Source organism: Sinorhizobium sp. NFACC03 (assembly GCF_900103435.1).
Classification (GTDB): Bacteria; Pseudomonadota; Alphaproteobacteria; order Rhizobiales; family Rhizobiaceae; genus Ensifer.
Map to the genome: position 1 here is coordinate 24,378 of NZ_FMXF01000033.1, position 16,381 is coordinate 40,758.

14 protein-coding genes and 1 pseudogene are annotated in these 16,381 nt (G+C 60.5%); 4 read left to right on the plus strand and 11 right to left on the minus strand.

All coding sequences use genetic code 11. The annotated features are described in order from the left end of the window. Nucleotides 1-10: 10 nt before the first annotated feature. The gene (locus BLU35_RS28755; RefSeq protein WP_093235556.1) at nucleotides 11-574 is read right to left on the minus strand and encodes a TRAP transporter small permease; all 564 of its coding nucleotides are present in this window, start codon (nucleotides 572-574) and stop codon (nucleotides 11-13) included. Between the two features lie 281 nt (nucleotides 575-855). On the opposite strand from BLU35_RS28755, the gene BLU35_RS28760 reads away from it, so the two are divergent. Continuing rightward, nucleotides 856-1,521, plus strand: a complete 666-nt coding sequence (locus BLU35_RS28760) for a TetR/AcrR family transcriptional regulator (RefSeq protein WP_057255171.1) — start codon at nucleotides 856-858, stop codon at nucleotides 1,519-1,521. A 73-nt stretch (nucleotides 1,522-1,594) separates the two neighbouring features. Here the strand turns inward: BLU35_RS28760 and BLU35_RS28765 are convergent, their stop codons facing one another. From BLU35_RS28765 to BLU35_RS28790, 6 genes are all read right to left on the minus strand, one after another. Next, complete coding sequence (locus BLU35_RS28765) at nucleotides 1,595-2,668, minus strand: ABC transporter ATP-binding protein (protein WP_093235558.1); 1,074 nt, start codon at nucleotides 2,666-2,668, stop codon at nucleotides 1,595-1,597. Further along, on the minus strand, nucleotides 2,665-3,492 hold the full coding sequence (locus BLU35_RS28770) for a carbohydrate ABC transporter permease (protein WP_058327944.1): 828 nt from the start codon (nucleotides 3,490-3,492) through the stop codon (nucleotides 2,665-2,667). Before BLU35_RS28770 ends, BLU35_RS28765 begins: the two co-directional genes overlap by 4 nt. After that, the gene (locus BLU35_RS28775; RefSeq protein WP_093235559.1) at nucleotides 3,489-4,391 is read right to left on the minus strand and encodes a carbohydrate ABC transporter permease; all 903 of its coding nucleotides are present in this window, start codon (nucleotides 4,389-4,391) and stop codon (nucleotides 3,489-3,491) included. Before BLU35_RS28775 ends, BLU35_RS28770 begins: the two co-directional genes overlap by 4 nt. Nucleotides 4,392-4,569: 178 nt before the next feature. After that, nucleotides 4,570-5,802 (minus strand): ABC transporter substrate-binding protein, encoded by a 1,233-nt coding sequence (locus BLU35_RS28780; RefSeq protein ID WP_093235561.1) that lies wholly within the window; start codon nucleotides 5,800-5,802, stop codon nucleotides 4,570-4,572. Between the two features lie 59 nt (nucleotides 5,803-5,861). Further along, nucleotides 5,862-6,764: a sugar phosphate isomerase/epimerase family protein gene (locus BLU35_RS28785; RefSeq protein WP_093235563.1), complete on the minus strand. Its 903-nt coding sequence runs from the start codon at nucleotides 6,762-6,764 to the stop codon at nucleotides 5,862-5,864. 10 nt (nucleotides 6,765-6,774) lie between these two features. Then, complete coding sequence (locus BLU35_RS28790; RefSeq protein WP_093235564.1) at nucleotides 6,775-7,809, minus strand: Gfo/Idh/MocA family protein; 1,035 nt, start codon at nucleotides 7,807-7,809, stop codon at nucleotides 6,775-6,777. 137 nt (nucleotides 7,810-7,946) lie between these two features. On the opposite strand from BLU35_RS28790, the gene BLU35_RS28795 reads away from it, so the two are divergent. Beyond that, on the plus strand, nucleotides 7,947-8,963 hold the full coding sequence (locus tag BLU35_RS28795) for a LacI family DNA-binding transcriptional regulator (protein WP_093235566.1): 1,017 nt from the start codon (nucleotides 7,947-7,949) through the stop codon (nucleotides 8,961-8,963). A 57-nt stretch (nucleotides 8,964-9,020) separates the two neighbouring features. On the opposite strand, the gene BLU35_RS28800 is transcribed toward BLU35_RS28795, so the two are convergent. The 4 genes from BLU35_RS28800 to aspA all read right to left on the minus strand — a co-directional run bounded on the left by BLU35_RS28800 (nucleotide 9,021) and on the right by aspA (nucleotide 15,049). Next, a complete protein-coding gene (locus tag BLU35_RS28800) occupies nucleotides 9,021-10,349 on the minus strand; it encodes a sigma-54-dependent transcriptional regulator (protein WP_093235567.1) in 1,329 nt (442 codons plus the stop codon). Further along, nucleotides 10,325-12,142 (minus strand): sensor histidine kinase, encoded by a 1,818-nt coding sequence (locus tag BLU35_RS28805; protein WP_093235569.1) that lies wholly within the window; start codon nucleotides 12,140-12,142, stop codon nucleotides 10,325-10,327. Before BLU35_RS28805 ends, BLU35_RS28800 begins: the two co-directional genes overlap by 25 nt. 144 nt (nucleotides 12,143-12,286) lie before the next feature. Next, nucleotides 12,287-13,567, minus strand: coding sequence for a dicarboxylate/amino acid:cation symporter (locus tag BLU35_RS28810; RefSeq protein WP_093235570.1), 1,281 nt, complete (start codon nucleotides 13,565-13,567; stop codon nucleotides 12,287-12,289). 63 nt (nucleotides 13,568-13,630) lie between these two features. Continuing rightward, complete coding sequence (aspA, locus tag BLU35_RS28815; RefSeq protein WP_093235572.1) at nucleotides 13,631-15,049, minus strand: aspartate ammonia-lyase; 1,419 nt, start codon at nucleotides 15,047-15,049, stop codon at nucleotides 13,631-13,633. A gap of 668 nt (nucleotides 15,050-15,717) precedes the next feature. Between aspA and BLU35_RS28820 the strand changes: the two genes are divergently transcribed. Then, nucleotides 15,718-15,909 carry a DUF6494 family protein gene (locus tag BLU35_RS28820; protein ID WP_093235573.1) on the plus strand — a complete coding sequence of 64 codons (192 nt, stop codon included), beginning with the start codon at nucleotides 15,718-15,720 and terminating at the stop codon, nucleotides 15,907-15,909. Between the two features lie 125 nt (nucleotides 15,910-16,034). After that, nucleotides 16,035-16,135: pseudogene (locus BLU35_RS36395) on the plus strand (type II toxin-antitoxin system HicA family toxin); the annotation flags it as partial. Nucleotides 16,136-16,381 lie beyond the last annotated feature (246 nt).

Here is a 16,381-nt window from a genome sequence, read left to right on the forward strand (position 1 = left end):
AGCCAGCTCCTCAGCGTTTTGCGGAAACGGGGCCGAGTACCGGCTCGGGGAGATCCTCGAGGGCCAACTCGTCTTCGCTGTCGCGTACGAGTTCGGCAGTCGTCACGTCGATGCGGCCGGTGGCGATCGCCAACGCGTCGGCAAGCAGGATCAGAAAAGCAGGGACACCGAAGGCGAGACCGGCACCGTAGAAGAAGCCCATCGAAATCCCTGTCGCCGGTGCGCCGACGTGGAGATTGATCAGCGTCTGCGCCCAGCTGCCGCTGATCATCAGCCAGGTCGCATAAAGCATCAGCGCATGGCCCAGCAGCACAGCAATCTTTGCCGCGACGGGTGGCAGACGCTTGATGACCGTATCAACGCCGAGATGGCCGTGTTCGCGCATGGCAACGACGGCGCCGAGAAAGGTAAGCCAGACGAAGAAGATGCGTGACAGCTCTTCGGAAACCGTAATCCCCTGATTGAAGGCATAACGCAGAACGACATTGCCGAAGACGAGGACAACCATGCCGGCGAGCAGCAGGGCAATCGCCACCTTCAGCGCCAAGAAATAGAAGTCGATGATGCGGGTCATGCGCTCCTCCCAAAGCGGAGTGCCGTCTTTGCGCCCGAGCGTTGTATCGGCTTCGGTATGCGCATCAGGGGCACGGAGCGACCACGACCTCCTCCGGGCGCAATCGCTCGTAACAAAATGTACGAACTAGTACGTATGTCAAGAGGAGTCTCTTGAAAGACCCCTGCAACCTCAATATGACTTTCAAAGGAGGCGGGATGACGAGTCCCTGTGGTCGGCCCGTTTCGAATTGGTTTTATTGAGAAAATCTCGGGTAACGCCGGAGGAGTGGCGACGAAAGAATGGCTGGGCGGGCTGAGGCAAGTCGGAAGAACGATCCGGAACGGACCAAGGAAGACATCCTTGTCGTCGCCACGGAGGAGTTCTCGACGCATGGTCTGGCTGGCGCGCGTGTCGACGCCATCGCGGAGCGGACGCGAACCTCCAAGCGCATGATCTACTATTATTTCGGAGGCAAGGAGGGACTTTACCTCTCGGTGCTGGAGCGCGCCTATCGCAAGATCCGCACACTTGAGGAGGATTTGAAGCTTGCAAGCCTTGCACCGGAAGAGGCGCTGCGCACCCTCATCTCCAGTACGTTCGACCACGACGAGGCCAATCCCGATTTCGTGCGATTGGTCAGCATCGAAAACATCCACCACGCCGCACATATGCTGCGTTCGGAAGCGATTCGCGATCTGAATGTCTCCGTCATCGAGACGATCGCCGGCATTTTGGAGCGCGGTATCGCTGAAGGCGTGTTCAAGCGAAAGGCCGACCCGATCGACGTGCACATGTTGATCAGCGCTTTCTGCTTCTTCCGGGTCTCCAACCGCTACACGTTCGGCACGATCTTTCGCCGTGACCTCTCAGAGCCACATACAATCGGCAGGCATCGGACCATGATCGCCGACGCCGTTGTTAGCTATCTCAAAGAAGCGGACGGGAATGCGCTGGTGCGTCCCTGAGCCACTGGCAAGGGCCAGCCAGAAGTCGCATATCGAAGCAACGCACGCGCTATTGGGCGGTCAGTATCTGCCCTCAGTCCGGGAAACGCCGTCCGGTATCTGCGTCGAAAAGATGAATGCTGGCGGGTGCAAAGTTCAGTCCGACCCGATCGCCGGCTTGCGCCTGCGATCGCCCGTTGAAGACCACCGAAAGCTCAGGCGTCGTTGCCATGGTCAAGAAGCATGTCGCCCCGGTCGATTCGACCAGCGCCACCTGTGCCGAGACAACGCCCTCATCCGCCGGGGCAAGTTCGATGTTCTCCGGGCGCAGGCCAACGATCAAGGCCCGCCCCGGCTGCACGGCGCGTTCGAGAGAGACCGTTTGCTTCATACCGAGATCGAGGATGATCGACCGGCCATCCGGACCGCCGACTGCTGGCAGAAAATTCATGGCCGGAGATCCGATGAACCCGGCCACAAACTTGTTGTCCGGCCGGTCATAGAGCTCAAGCGGGCTGCCCTGCTGTTCGATGACGCCATCGCGCATGATGACGACGTGATCCGCCATCGTCATTGCCTCGACCTGGTCGTGGGTGACGTAGACCGAAGTGGCACCCAAACGGTCGTGCAACGCACGGATTTCCTTGCGCATATGAACGCGAAGTGCCGCATCGAGATTGGAAAGCGGTTCGTCGAACAGAAACGCCTTGGGATGGCGGATGATCGCCCGGCTCATCGCCACGCGCTGGCGCTGTCCACCGGAAAGCTCACGCGGATAGCGGCCGAGCAGGTGCGTAAGCCCGGTCACCGCGGCGACCTCATTGGCCGCCTTCTTGCGTTCAGCTTTTGCGACGCCCTTGATCCGCAGGCTGTAGGTGAGGTTCTCCTCGACCGTCATGTGCGGGTAGAGTGCGTATGATTGGAAAACCATCGCCACGTCACGTTTGCGTGGGGGCACAGCGTTCATGACCTCTCCGGCAATTCTCAGGGTGCCGGACGATATGCTCTCAAGGCCAGCCAGCGACCGCAGCAGTGTCGACTTCCCGCAACCGGAGGGACCGACAAGCGCCGTGAAGCTGCCCTTGCGGATCGAGAGCTCGATGTCCTTCAATGCATGATAGGCACCATAATACTTGTTGACGTTGGTCAGTTCGATCTGGGCGGTCATTTGAGCGCTCCCGAGGTAAGGCCAGAGACGATGCGGCGTTGCAGGAGGACGAAGATGGCGAGGATCGGCGTCACGTAGATCGCCGCATAGGCCATGATGTTGTTCCATTCGTTGGTGTTCGGTCCCATGAAGGAATTCAATCCGACACTTGCCGGCTGCAGCTCCACCGCCTGGATCATCGACTTCGAATAGACGAACTCTCCGAACGCCTGCATGAAGATCAGGATGGCGCTGACAAGGATACCGTTTCGTGCCAGCGGCAGGACGATGTTGAAAAAGGCGCCAACCCTCGAGTTGCCGTCGACAAGGGCGGCTTCCTCCAATTCCTGCGGTACACTCATGAAGGTCGCGCGCACCAGAACCACGAAGAACGGCATGCTTTTCGCCGCAATCGCCAGGATCACCGCAAGGCGGGGATAATTGAGCAGCCCGATCTGAGAGAAACCCACGAAGATCGGCGTGACCATCAGTGAGGCCGGAAGCACCTGCAACATGAGAATGAGGAAGAGCCCGATATCGACCCAGATGTTGCGATAGCGCGCAAGCACATAGGCGCAGCCGACACCGAGTACGGTGATGACACTGACCGCTCCGCAAGCGATGACCAGAGAATTCCAGATGTACCGGCCCATGTTGCGGCTTTGCCAGACGTTGCCAAAGATCTGCCATTGGGGATCGGTCGGCCAGAAGGTCGGCGGGGTGGCAAACATCTCCGATCCCGATTTGATCGTGGTTATGTACATCCAGTAGAGGGGAAACAGATAGATGCCGGCGAGAATGATCGCGATTGCGAGCAGCAGACGGTCGCGGGTTTGATGGCTCATCCGCGCACCTCATGCCGTGTGGAGCGCACGTAGACGACCGAAGCGATCATCACGAAGACGATCATGATCACCGAAATCGTCGCGCCCTTGGCGAAATCGTACTGTCGGAACGACAAATCCCAGGCCCAGTATTGCGTGACGTTCGAAGCATTGTTCGGCCCTCCCGAAGTGATGGCGGCGAAAAGATCGAATTGTTGCAGCGTGAAGATCAGTCCGAGTGCGATAATGGCCCCGATGGACGAGCGCATCATCGGCAAGGTTATCGTCCAGAAGCGTTGCCAGACATTGGCGCCGTCCAGTTCGGATGCCTCGTAAAGATCCCTCGGTATGGCCGACAGGCCAACGGACAGGAGGATCATGTTGAAGGACGTGCCGAGCCAGATATTTGCGATGATGACGGCCCAGAGCGAAAAGCCGGGGTCTGAGCGCCAGAAGATATTGCCGTCGATGAGGCCGGTTTCGCGCAGAATAAAGTTGAGCACGCCAAAGTCGCCCGAGAGGATCCAGTTCCAGATCGCTCCGACCACGAGGCCGGGCATCACCCAGGACACCAGGAAAAGGCCCCGCAGCCATGAGGCACCCGGAAAGTTGGTCCAGAAGAACAATGCCAGGCTGAAACCGACGAGAAACTGCCCGGCGATCGAGGCGAAGACAAAGGTCGCGGTGTTGGCCAGGATCGGCCACGTTTCCGGCTGCGCGAACAGATCACGGTAGTTCTTGAGGCCGACGAAAGGGCGCCAGAAGCTGCCAAGGCTGAACATGTCGACCTCCTGGAGGCTCATCGCGATATTGTAGAGCAGCGGGAGACCGGAGAGCGTGAGCAGGAACGCGAGCGGCAGGCCGACAAGGCCGATATCGAAGCCGCGACCGTCGATCATGCTGGATAGAAAGCGTTTCATGAGTTCCTCCGCCGCCAAGGCGCCAGCATACACCGCTCGCACAACCCGGCCTGCAAACTAGAACGACCAGAAGCACGCCGGCCTCGCCGGCGTGGGTTTGCGGTATTTCCGCCCGAGCGCCTCAAGCGGATTGAGCGCTTGTGAAAGGCGGCCGGCTTTTCCGGTCCGTCCAGAAGTCTTAGCCAAGGACCGCCTTTATCTTTTCAGCCGCCTGGTCGAGGGCATCTTTCGACGTCATCTGACCGGTCAGAGCCGCCTGGATCGCGTCCTGGATGGCCTTGGAGATCTTCGGCCATTCCGGATGGGGTCCACGCGGCTTTGCGAATTTGAGCTGCTCGATGAAGACCTTGAGGGCCGCATCCTTCAACGGCACACCCGTCTCAGGGATCGCGATGTCGGATCGAGCGGGCAGCTGCCCGAAATCCTTGAACATGCGGTCGTCCTGGGAGGCGAAATACTCCAGCACCTTGAACGCTTCGGCAGGATGCTGCGTGTTGGAAAAGATCGCCCAGTTGAAATCGCCCATGGCCGAGGAGCGCTCTGCACCGACCTCGGGCACCGGCAGCAGCGCAACGCCCCAGTCGAACTTCGCCTCACTCACCATGCGGTCGAGTTCCCATGGACCGGAGATCGCCATGGCAGCATTGCCGGAATTGAACGTGCCGGTCGAATCCCACTGGCCGCGGGTCAGCGTATCCGGTGAGGCCAGTTTCTCGGTTATGATGGTTTTCCAGATGTCGAGCGCCTTGACGGCACCTTCCGAGTTGATGTGCTCGTAGCTGCCGCCGGCCATCTGGACCCAGGGCAGGAACTGGAATGTTCCCTCCTCGTTGGCCTTGGCCGAGAAGGCGAGCCCGTAGACGTTCGCCGAAGGATCCGTCAGCTTGCGAGCCGCATCGACCAGTTCATCCCAGGTCTGCGGCGGCTTGCTCGGATCGAGACCCTTCGCCTTGAACATGTCCTTGTTGTAGTAGAGCGCAATCGTGTTCGTCGCCTTGGGAAGGCCATAGTTCTTGCCGTCCCACATGGTGGAGGCGAGAGGTCCCGGAAAATAGTTCAACGTCTTCACCACGGTCGACTTTGCGATCATGTCGGTCAGGTCGAGGAAGGCGCCGCGTGACGAAAAGAGCGCATGTTCCGGGTTGTCGATGGCGATGATGTCGGGCGCCTGCCCTGTCGAATAGGCCCGCATCGCCTCACTGACGACATCGTCGAACTGGATCTGGCGATACTCGACCTTAATGCCGGTGTTCAGCTTGTTGAAGTCCGCTATCAGGTTCGGCGCAGGCTGGATGTCGCGATCGAGCGACCAGACATTGATCGTGACATCTTCCGCCTTGGCTGAAAGTCCAAACAGAGAGACACCTGCAAGGGCGAGAGCGCCCAGGATTGCGGATCCGCGGATAGCCATTTTCTCCTCCTTTGGTTATCCCGATGCCGGCATCCTCCATGCCGGCCGACATGCACGTCTCAGGCCGGGTCGATGACGAAGTCGCCGCCCCGGCAGGTCTTAAGGTAATTCAGGCCATGGACCTGGCCGGTCATCTCCAGATCTTCGCGATAGACCGGGTCATGCCAGCCTTCGATATCGATCGAGCCGGACCAGCCGGCCAGCCGAAGTTCGGAAATCACGTCGGTCCAATTGGTGTCGCCGAAGCCGGGCGTGCGCATGAAGACGAATTTCTCCTTGCCGAAGATCCCGTGCTCACGGATGACGTCCCAACGGATGGTGGCGTCCTTGCCGTGCACGTGGAAGATCTTCTTCGCCCATTTGCGGATCTGCGGCAGCGGATCGATCAGGTAGACCATCTGATGGCATGGTTCCCATTCGAGCCCGATATGATCGTCCGGCGTCTCGTTGAAGATCAGCTCCCAGGCGTCCGGATTGTGCGCGATATTCCAGTCACCGCTCTGCCAGTTGCCGTCCATGGCGCAGTTCTCAAACGCGATCTTCACGCCCCTGTCGGCTGCATGCTTTGATAGCTCTGACCAGATTTTCCGATAGCGCGGCAGGCTGTCGGTCAGAGGCTTGCCGCGAAGGCGGCCGGTGAAACCGGCGACGCAGGTGGCGCCGAAGTGGTGAGCGTTGTCGATGCAGTCTCGCCAGCCCTTAAGGGTCTGTTCGTCAATCTCCGTCGTCTCCAACGGATTGCCGAACATGCCGAGGGTAGAGATGGTGATGTCGCGATCGCCAATCGCCTCGACGCAACGCTTGCCAAGTTCGGCGAGATCCTGACCGTTCGTCGTCTGCCAGAAGAAGGGCTCGAAACTTTCAAAGCCCATGTCTGCGATCTGGCTGATACGCCTGTCTGCGCCGCCCTTGGTGGCCGAGATCATCGTGCCGATGCGGATGGATTTGCTGGGGTTCTTCAAAATTGGCTCCCTAGGCTGCAATGGTGACGCGTTTGCCGTCGCGCGCGCTGTCGATCGCGCCGAAGACCATGGCAAGGCTCTTGATGTTGTCGCTGCCATCGGTTTCCGGCACGGTTCCCGCGTCGATCGCGCGGATGAAATGCTCGATGACGCTCGCGTGCCCGTTGGTGTCGGCACTGTCTTCGGCCTCAGGCACCGCGATCGGCGCGACGGACCGAAGGAAACCCTCGCTACCGGTGACGACATTGGCCTCAAAGCGATCGCCGCCATCCCAGAGCAAAGTTCCCGCGGAACCGATAATGCGCCACGCGCTTTCCCAGCTCGTGTTGGCGCCCTCAGCGCACCAGGAACCGCGATAGGTGAAGGCGACATTATCGGAGAACTCGAAGATCGCATTGGCGGCGGCGCCATGGCGATACCAGGAGCCGTGCGGATTGTACTCGTGACAATAGACCGCGAGCGGCTCCTTGCCGGACATGAAGCGAGCCGCATCGAAAGTGTGAATGGCCATGTCCAAAAGCAGGACGTTGGCCATCTGTTCGCGAAAGCCGCCGAAATGCGGACCGAGGAAGAAGTCGCAATGCAACGCTGTCAGCTCGCCCAAAGCGCCCGACTGGATGAAGCGACGGATGCGACGGACACCACCGATGAAGCGACGGTTCTGCACGATGGCGTGAACGCGTGAGGCCTCGGTCGCAAGCCGGCGCAATTCGCGTGCCTCATCGAGCGTGGCGGCCATCGGCTTCTCGCTCAAAACGTGGCAACCATGCGCAAGACCGGCAGCGACCACCGCGCGTCGCGCCGCAGGAACGACGATGTCGAAGAGCAGGTCGGCCCGGCTTTCGCGAAGAACCTCCGGCAGGTCCGTACCGATCAGGATGTTGCCAAGGTTGAACTCGGCGGCGAGCGCTTCTGCCGTCGCCCGATCAAGATCGACAAGGCCGACGATCTCCACTTTCTCGCGAAGAACACTGCTCTCGATCAGCGCTCTCAGCCAGCCTTTGGCCATAGCTCCGCACCCGCACAAAACGGCCCTGTATCTCACGTGATTTCCTCCAAGAAACGGAAGTGCCAACTCCTCAATTGGCTTCCGTAAACGTTTACGATACTATGCGGCAACCGGTTTTTATGTCAAGAGGTGAGAAAATGACCAGTCGCGGGTCTGGGGAGGAACGCGGAAAAATGAAGGGGATTCGCGAACTTGCCGAACACCTCGATATTTCTATCGGCACGGTATCGCGCGCACTGAACGGCAAACCCGACGTCAACGAGGAAACCAGAAAAAGGGTTCTTGAAGCAGCAGAATCCCTTGGTTATGTCGCCAATCAATCAGGCCGTGCGCTCAGGAAGGGCGCGACCGGCGTCATCGGCTTCATGATGCAGACCGGCTCGGAAATTACCGGTCAGGGCGACACCTTCTTCATGAGCGTTTTCGACGGTGTTCAGACCGTCTTTTCCCGTCACAAGCTCGATCTTGTCGCCCTACTCTGCTCCTCCGAGGAGGATCCGAACGACTATTTGAAACGCGTCGTTGCGCGTGGGTTTGCCGACGGCATCATTCTTTCGGCGACCCGGCGCCACGACGCTCGCTTCGAACTGTTGGCCAAACGCAAGATCCCGTTCATCACACTGGGGCGAAGCCTGACCGATGTCGGTCAGCCTTGGCTCGATCTGGATTTCGAGGGCATGGCCGAGGCGTCCATCGATCGGCTCGTCTCCCGCGGCCACAAGCACATTGCGGTCACACGACCGCACGACGACATGAATCTCGGCTACGTTTTCGAGGATCAGTGCCGGGCGACCCTCGCCCGACACGGGCTTCACCTCGACGAGCGTCACGTTTTTCGTTCAACCCCGAACGAGGCGGGAGGATACCAGATCGCCCGCGAACTGAGCGCGCTTGAGAACCGGCCAACGGCAATCGTACTCATCAACGAAGCAATCACTGTCGGCCTTTATCGGGGGCTTGTCGAAGCCGGGATAAAGCCCGGGCGAGACATGGCGATCATCGGGCGCCAAAGCCCGCATTCGCAATTCCTATCACCCCGTCTGACATCCTTCAGTCTGTCGCTGCGCGACCTCGGGATTGCGCTTGCCGAGTCCCTGCTTGCAACGATGCCAACCTTTGCAGACATCTACCCGACGAGAGCAGCGCGAATCCTCTGGCCCATGGCTCTCGTTCCGGGCGAAAGCGATTGAGCAACATTCGATCTTAAGGATATAGCCACACTGCAACCCAACGCCGATGGACCAGCATCACGACAAGCCATATTTACGGATCTTGTCATGCAGGGTCGCCTTCGGCACCAGCAATTCCTCGCTGACGCGTGCCAGGCTGTTGCCGTTGCGGCCGAGGGCTTCGGCGATGAGGGCACGCTCGAAGGCTTCGACGGTTCGCGCCAGCGGCCGAGGGGCGGTGCCTGTCGCCCCACCAAAGGGTGGGAAGCCAGCTGCGATCCCCAGCACGCAGCGCTCGGCGACATTGCGCAATTCGCGCACGTTGCCGGGCCAGTTGTAAGCGAGCATCCGTCGCGTGCGTTCAGCGTCAGGCGCGAGCACGGGGCGCTCGTGGCGTGATGCAGCCTGCAGAGCGAAATGCTCGAACAGGAGGCTGACGTCCTCGCGCCTTTCGCGCAAGGGCGGCAAGGGCAGTGTCGCGACGTTCAGGCGATAATAGAGATCAGCGCGGAATTCGCCTTTTTCGGCAAGTACTGCCAGATCGACTTTGGTCGCCGCGATGACACGGCAGTCGACGAGGATCGGGGTGTTTGACCCGAGGCGCTCGAGCGTGCGTTCCTGCAGCACCCTGAGCAGCTTGACCTGCATGGCCATCGGCATGCTTTCTATCTCGTCGAGAAACAGCGTGCCGCCATTGGCGTGCTCGATCTTGCCGATCCGGCGCTTGGCGGCGCCGGTGAAGGCTCCAGGCTCATGGCCGAAGATTTCGCTGTCGAACAGGTTCTCAGGCACGCCGCCGCAATTGATGGCGACGAAATTGCCACTACGCCTTGGGCTCGCATCATGCAGGCAGCGCGCGACGAGCTCCTTTCCGGTCCCGGTCTCGCCCTGAATCAGCACGTCGGCTGCGCTATTTCCAAGCTCGCCGATGAGATGGCGTACGCGCTCGATGGCAGCAGAATCTCCGATGATGCGGCTGGCGGTCGATTGCCTGTTCTCAAGTCGCGTGCGCAGTTCGCGCACCTCCAGCGTCAGCGTGCGTTTTTCCAGCGCTCGCCGCACAATCTCAACGAAATAATCGGGCGAGAACGGCTTCTCGATGAAGTCGTGCGCTCCGTCCTTCATCGCCTGGACCGCCAGAGAAACATCGCCATGGCCAGTCATCAGGACCACCGGCAGGTCGCGATCCTGCCGTAGGAGGTCATGCATCAGGGCCATGCCGTCATCGCCCGGCAGGCGGATGTCGGTGACGACGACACCCGGAAAATCCGCAGCAACGAGCCGCCGTGCCTTTTCGGCGCTTTCGACCGCCTCGACCGCCATGCCTTCGAGCTCGAGCGTCTGCTGGCACCCGAGCCGGACGTTCGGTTCGTCCTCGACGATCAGGACCTTGAGGTTGTCGCCCATGGCGTTTCTCCGATATCGGCTGCGGGAAGAGCGACGGTGAAAACCGCGCCGCCCTCGGGATGGTTCGCTCCCGACAGCGTTCCACTGAAATGGTGCACGATTTCCAATGAAATGGCCAAGCCGAGCCCCAATCCCCTGTTGCTTTCCTTGGTCGTGAAGAATGGCTCAAAGAGGTGTTCGCGCACGTCTTCCGGCAGACCCGGCCCATTGTCATGGACCTCCACGATCACGCGCGTCGCCTCGCGTCGGCCGCGAATGCGCAGCATGGGTGCCGCAATGCCCTCGATCGCATCCAGCGCATTGGCAATCAGGTTGACCATGACCTGCTCCAGGCGGTTGGCGTCGCAGAGCGCCGTCATTTCCGCCCCAATCTCGGCGGTTATGGTCACGTTTGCGCGGCGCAGGCGCTGGTCGAGCAGGAACAACGCGTTGTCGACGGCGCGTCGGACATCGACCGGGCCCGGCATGCCGGAGGATTTGCGGGCGAAGGACTTGAGCTGGTTGGTGAGCGTGCCCATGCCATCGACGATGCTGCCGATGCGGTCCAGATTGCTTTCGGCGGTCGCGACGTCGCCGCGACGGAGGAATTTGATCGCATTGCCGGAAAGCGTGCGTAGCGCTGCCAGAGGCTGATTTATTTCATGGGCAAGGCCTGCGGAAATCTGACCGATCGTTGCCAGCTTGGCAGCATGGACGAGCTCGTCCTGCGCCGCGCGTAGCGTCCGTGTCCGCTCCTCCACCTTGCGTTCGAGTTCGTCATGGGCGCGCTGCAACGCCTCTCGCGCCCGCAGCCGGTCGCGCAGATGCCGCCGCCGCTGGTCGAGCAGCACCAGCACGATGCCGACGAAGGCACTGGCGATCGCCGCCAGCGCGGCGCGTGTCCAGGCGATAGCCCTGACCTCGCCGGCGGGCGAGAGCACGGTCAGCGACCAGCCAGTGTCGCCCATAGGAGCAGTCTGCGCCAGAAAATTGCCGGACAACTTGGAGCCGCCGTCGACGTCCGCCGGCGGAGCAAGCCGCACGAGGACAGCATTTTCATCGAAAGCCTTCTCACGCGTCAGGCCAAGCGAGGGAAGCGGGCGGGCGTTATATTGCAGGCTGCGCTCCAGCCGCCGCCTTTCTTGATCCGGCAACGGGCGCAGCGTCGTGAATTTAAAGGATGACACGGACGCGAGGATGACGACACCGTTCTGATCAGTGACAATGACGGGCACTTCGACGGTCGCCCAGGACTGCTCCAATTGTTCAAGACTGACTTTGACCACGGCAACGCCTACAACCTCGCCATTCGCGAGCAAAGGCGAAGAGAGATAGTAGCCAGGCTCGCCGCGGGTGATACCTATGCCGAAGAGCCGGCCGGGCCGGCCCCGCATGCCATCTGTGAAGTAGGAGCGGTAGGACAGGTCCTCTCCGATAAAGCTGTCAGGTCGGTTCCAGTTGCTGGCAGCAACCACATGTCCTTGCCGGTCGAGCAGATAGATAGACAGCGTGCCCGCCCGGTGGTTGAGCTGTTCGAGGTAGCGGTTGACGGTGTCGGTGAGCGGTTTTCGGCGCGCGACCAGGTCGATTACGTCCCGCTCCAGGCCAAGTGTCGCCGGGAAGTAGGCATATTTGTCGATCTGCCTGTTCAGGCTGGTGGCGTAGACTTCGAGGCGCTGGGTTCCCGTTCTTTGCAACTCAGCGAGCCCCAGGTTCTCGCTGACGCGAAAGCCGGCAATGCCCGCGGCGAACGCTACAGCGACGAGACCGGGCAGCAACAAACCGTATTTGCGAATGAAAGAGGCGATCGACATGGGAACGAATGGAAGCGGATGCGCACGCCGCAACAGTGTTGTTGTTGATCCGGCTCCCTACCACATCCGATGTAGCGGAGCGAGTATGCGGTCATCTGCCCGCCTTCTTAAGGCAAAGCGGGCAGACTGTCCTTGGGCGTCCTGCTATTCGGCTGCGGCCAGTCTTCCGCGTGTGCGCTCTTGCGTTTCGTCAGGAATGTCGAGCGCGTTTTCCCACTTGGCGACAACCGTGGTGGCGATCGCATTTCCGAGTACGTTGGTGGCGGTGCGTCCCATGTCGAGGAAATGGTCGATACCCATGATCAACAGCACGCCCGCCTCCGGCAGGTTGAACATCGGCAGAACGGCGGCCACAACAACCAGCGCGGAGCGCGGCACACCGGCAATGCCCTTGCTAGAAACCATGAGGACCAGCAGCATGACGATCTGCTGCTCCATGGTGAGCGGCAGGCCGTAAGCCTGGGAGATGAACAGAGCGGCAAAGGCCGTATAGATCATCGAGCCGTCAAGGTTGAACGAATAGCCGAGCGGCAGGACGAAGCCGATGACACGCTCCTTCACGCCGAAGTCTTCCAGCTTCTCCATAACGCGAGGGTAGGCCGCTTCGCTGGAAGCGGTGGAAAAACCGACAAGCATCGGCTGGCGCACTTCCCTGACCAGTCGGAACACGTTCGCGCCGAGCACCAGGAAGCCCGCGCCGATCAGCACGGCCCAAAGCACGATGAGCGTTGCGTAGAAGCTGCCGACGAACTTGCCGTAGACCATCAGGATGCCGAGACCCTGGACGGTGACGACGTTGGCGACGGCAGCAAAGACGCCGACCGGTGCAAAACGCATCACATAATCCGTCACCTTCAGCATGACCGGGACGGCGCCTTCGATAACCTCGATCAGGGCTCGAGCCTTCGTGTCCTTCAAGCTGCCGAGGGCGAGACCGAAGAATACCGAGAAGACGAGAATCTGGAGGATCTCGTTATTCGCCATCGCCTCGAAGATGTTGCGGGGGAAGACGTGGGTGATGAAGTCCTTGAGATTGAGCGAGGAGGTCTTCAGGTCGGCCGAGGCCGAGACATCGGGCAACGGCACGCCAACATTGGCGCCGGGCTGGAAAAGATTGGCGAAGACGAGGCCGATTGCCAGCGACGCGAGCGACGCCATCAGGAACCAGCCGAGCGCCTTGCCGCCGATGCGGCCGACGGTCCGGGCATCGCCCATGCCAGCCATGCCGGCGACGAGGGTCGTGAAAATCAGCGGCGCTATGATCATCTTGATCAGCCGCAGGAAAATGTCGGTCACCATCGCGAAATAGCCGGCGATATCCTTCGCCACGGCCGGGCTGTCCGAGAGCACGTTGCAGCCGTAGCCGACGACAACCCCCAGGATCATTGCGATGACGATCCAGGTCGTCTGCTTGTTAATCTTCATGATAATCTCCTTCCTCCCCCGCCCGGTCCATCCGGGCGGTTTTTCAGTCAACAGATGGGTGGTTCAGCTGCGCGCCGTGATCGGGCGCGGCTGGGTCAGCGCCTCGGGGCGCAGGACTTCGGCGAGCGCTTCGGCGGTCATCAGCCCGCGCGCCTCCACGAGTTCGGCGACGCCCTTTCCGGTTCGGTGCGCCTCCGCCGCGACTTCGGTCGCGTTGGCGTAGCCGATGATGGGGTTGAGCGCGGTGACGATGCCGATCGAACCCAGCACGCTCGCCTCCAGGCGCTCGCGGTTCGCGGTGATGCCATCGACACACTTGTCGGCGAGGATCAGGCATCCCTTACCGAGGTGGCCGATGCTCTTGAACAGGCTGTGGGCGATGATCGGCTCGAAGGCGTTAAGCTGGAGCTGGCCTGCCTCGGCCGCAAAGGTCACCGTCAGGTCGTTGCCGATCACCTCGTAGGCGATCTGGTTGACGAGTTCAGGGATCACCGGATTGACCTTGCCGGGCATGATTGAGGAGCCAGCCTGGCGCGGCGGCAGGTTGATCTCCCCGAAGCCCGCCCGCGGTCCGCTGGAAAGCAGGCGAAGATCGTTGCAGACTTTGGAAAGCTTGACCGCGACGCGCTTCAAGACGCCCGAAAGCTGGACGAAGCTACCGCAATCCTGTGTGGCTTCGATGAGATTGGGCGCAGTGACCACGGGCACGCCGCTATCCTCCGCGAGCAACTGGCAAACCAGAGCCGCATAATCGGGATGAGCGGTGATGCCCGTGCCGATGGCAGTCGCGCCGAGATTGATCTCGCGGATCAGCAGTGCGGCCTCGCGCAGCCGCTGCTCGTCTTCGCCCAGCATCACCGCGTAGGTGGAGAACTCCTGTCCCAGCGTCATCGGCACTGCATCCTGCAGCTGGGTCCGCCCCATCTTGAGGATGTCGTGGAATTCGTCTGCCTTGCGTTCGAAGGCTGCGCGGAGATAGGCCATTGCATCGATCAGGCGGAAGATTCCGCTGTAGGTCGCAAGCTTCAGCGCCGTCGGATAGACGTCGTTGGTTGACTGGCCGAGATTGACATGTTCGTTCGGGTGCAGGCGCCGGTAGTCGCCGCGGGCGTGGCCCAGGATCTCAAGCGCCCGGTTGGCGATGACCTCGTTGGCATTCATGTTGGTGGACGTACCGGCTCCTCCCTGGATCACGTCCACCACGAACTGATCGTTGAGCGCGCCGGCCTCGATTTCGTGGCAGGCGGCAACAATCGCCTCGGCCCTCTCGGCATCGAGCTGTCCCAGCTCCATGTTCGCCCGCGCCGCCGCCATCTTGATCTGCGCGAGCGCGCGGATCAGATCCGGATAGTCTGAAATCGGAATGCCGGTCACCGCAAAGTTTTCGACGGCGCGCAGCGTGTGAACGCCGTAATAGGCGTCCGTGGGGATCTCACGGTCCCCGAGCAGATCATGCTCTGTACGGCTCAAGGTAACAGTCATCGGGCGTTTTTACTCCTCTCCATCCACCCGCTGCCGAGCGAGTGTCACCTGAAGAGAGCAACATGCGTGCCAATTCGAGCGGGCCCGAGCCGTGCCGCTAAGTCATTGAAGTCAAACGTTGCGGTTTGCCGCGCCGTTGGGCAGCGTTCGGATTTCCGAATGGAGAATGGCTTGCGCGTTCGGTCTTCCGAATGACCTAACCCCATTTAGTGACGCCACGGCGATGAACCGAGCGGCGCATGGCCTGGACGTCGCTCCCGCGGGCGCATCTGAGGCGACCCGGCTTGCTCGCCACCGCGGTCATCGTGATTGGCAAGGCAAGTGGCCGGTAACCCTGCAAATTATCTCTGCCAACGCGAGCCACGGGCCGAGTAAATCTACCGGCCGCAATAGCCAGTTGTTGGCTTGGTTTTATCGCCCGATCGGCTGACCGGCGCTGCCAGTCAACTGGTGACCAGTTCCGTTCGATACATTATGCGATTTTCGAGCCCCCCCGGAGCGCATCACGTGGATCGGTTCCACGCCTCCTCCCAGAATCGGTTAAGTTCAAAGGGCCCGGCGCCTCTTCTTGGGTCGCAGTCTGTTGTAGCACACCGCGCCTCACAGTCCTGCTTCCTTGACCACTCGCCTTCCCTTACAATCCCTTCTGAACACAGTGGAGTTCTGCCATGAGCGAAGACGCCTTTAACATGTCGATCCGCAAGTTCCTGAAGGAAGTCGGCATCACCTCGCAGCGCAAGATCGAGGAGACGGTGCGCGAAGGGCAGATCGGCGGCCAAAAGCTGAAGGTCCGCATGACGTTGACGGCGGAAGGCACCGACCTCGACCACGTGGTGACCGGCGAGATCGAACTTCCATAAGAAGCATCGAGCTCCCTACCGTGCAACGTCGCATCCCCTAATACGATTCGGAGTCGTCAGAAACACGCCATTCAAAATTATCACTACATTGGAATTGCCAGTGATACCGCGCCTATCGCTGGCAACCGGAGCCAGATTGCCGCGTCACTGTCCCACACCCGAAAAGGAATATCCGATCGGAACACTGAAGAGTATCGAGAAACAAGCTGGACTCAAACTGAGGTAACGAACATGCGCAATTATGTCGGATTGATCCATAAGGACGCCGACAGTGTCCATGGCTGCTCGCCCTGGAATCACTGGAGCGCATAACTGCTGCCGAAGAACCCAAAATGTAGCGGCTCCGACGAGCAGTTGGGTTATACCATCCAGCCCCTCGAGCCCACGTGATGGCGTCTGCCACCCTGCACTTGCAAATGGGAAGCGGCCGGGAGGCCGGTTTCACGCCTTCTTAACCATGAATTGTGAAAAT

Coding starts and splice junctions, on each gene's coding strand:
- BLU35_RS28755 (WP_093235556.1), bottom strand. CDS start 574: ATGACCCGCATCATCGACTTCTATTTCTTGGCGCTGAAGGTGGCGATT.
- BLU35_RS28760 (WP_057255171.1), top strand. CDS start 856: ATGGCTGGGCGGGCTGAGGCAAGTCGGAAGAACGATCCGGAACGGACC.
- BLU35_RS28765 (WP_093235558.1), bottom strand. CDS start 2,668: ATGACCGCCCAGATCGAACTGACCAACGTCAACAAGTATTATGGTGCC.
- BLU35_RS28770 (WP_058327944.1), bottom strand. CDS start 3,492: ATGAGCCATCAAACCCGCGACCGTCTGCTGCTCGCAATCGCGATCATT.
- BLU35_RS28775 (WP_093235559.1), bottom strand. CDS start 4,391: ATGAAACGCTTTCTATCCAGCATGATCGACGGTCGCGGCTTCGATATC.
- BLU35_RS28780 (WP_093235561.1), bottom strand. CDS start 5,802: ATGGCTATCCGCGGATCCGCAATCCTGGGCGCTCTCGCCCTTGCAGGT.
- BLU35_RS28795 (WP_093235566.1), top strand. CDS start 7,947: ATGAAGGGGATTCGCGAACTTGCCGAACACCTCGATATTTCTATCGGC.
- BLU35_RS28800 (WP_093235567.1), bottom strand. CDS start 10,349: ATGGGCGACAACCTCAAGGTCCTGATCGTCGAGGACGAACCGAACGTC.
- BLU35_RS28805 (WP_093235569.1), bottom strand. CDS start 12,142: ATGTCGATCGCCTCTTTCATTCGCAAATACGGTTTGTTGCTGCCCGGT.
- BLU35_RS28810 (WP_093235570.1), bottom strand. CDS start 13,567: ATGAAGATTAACAAGCAGACGACCTGGATCGTCATCGCAATGATCCTG.
- aspA (WP_093235572.1), bottom strand. CDS start 15,049: ATGACTGTTACCTTGAGCCGTACAGAGCATGATCTGCTCGGGGACCGT.
- BLU35_RS28820 (WP_093235573.1), top strand. CDS start 15,718: ATGAGCGAAGACGCCTTTAACATGTCGATCCGCAAGTTCCTGAAGGAA.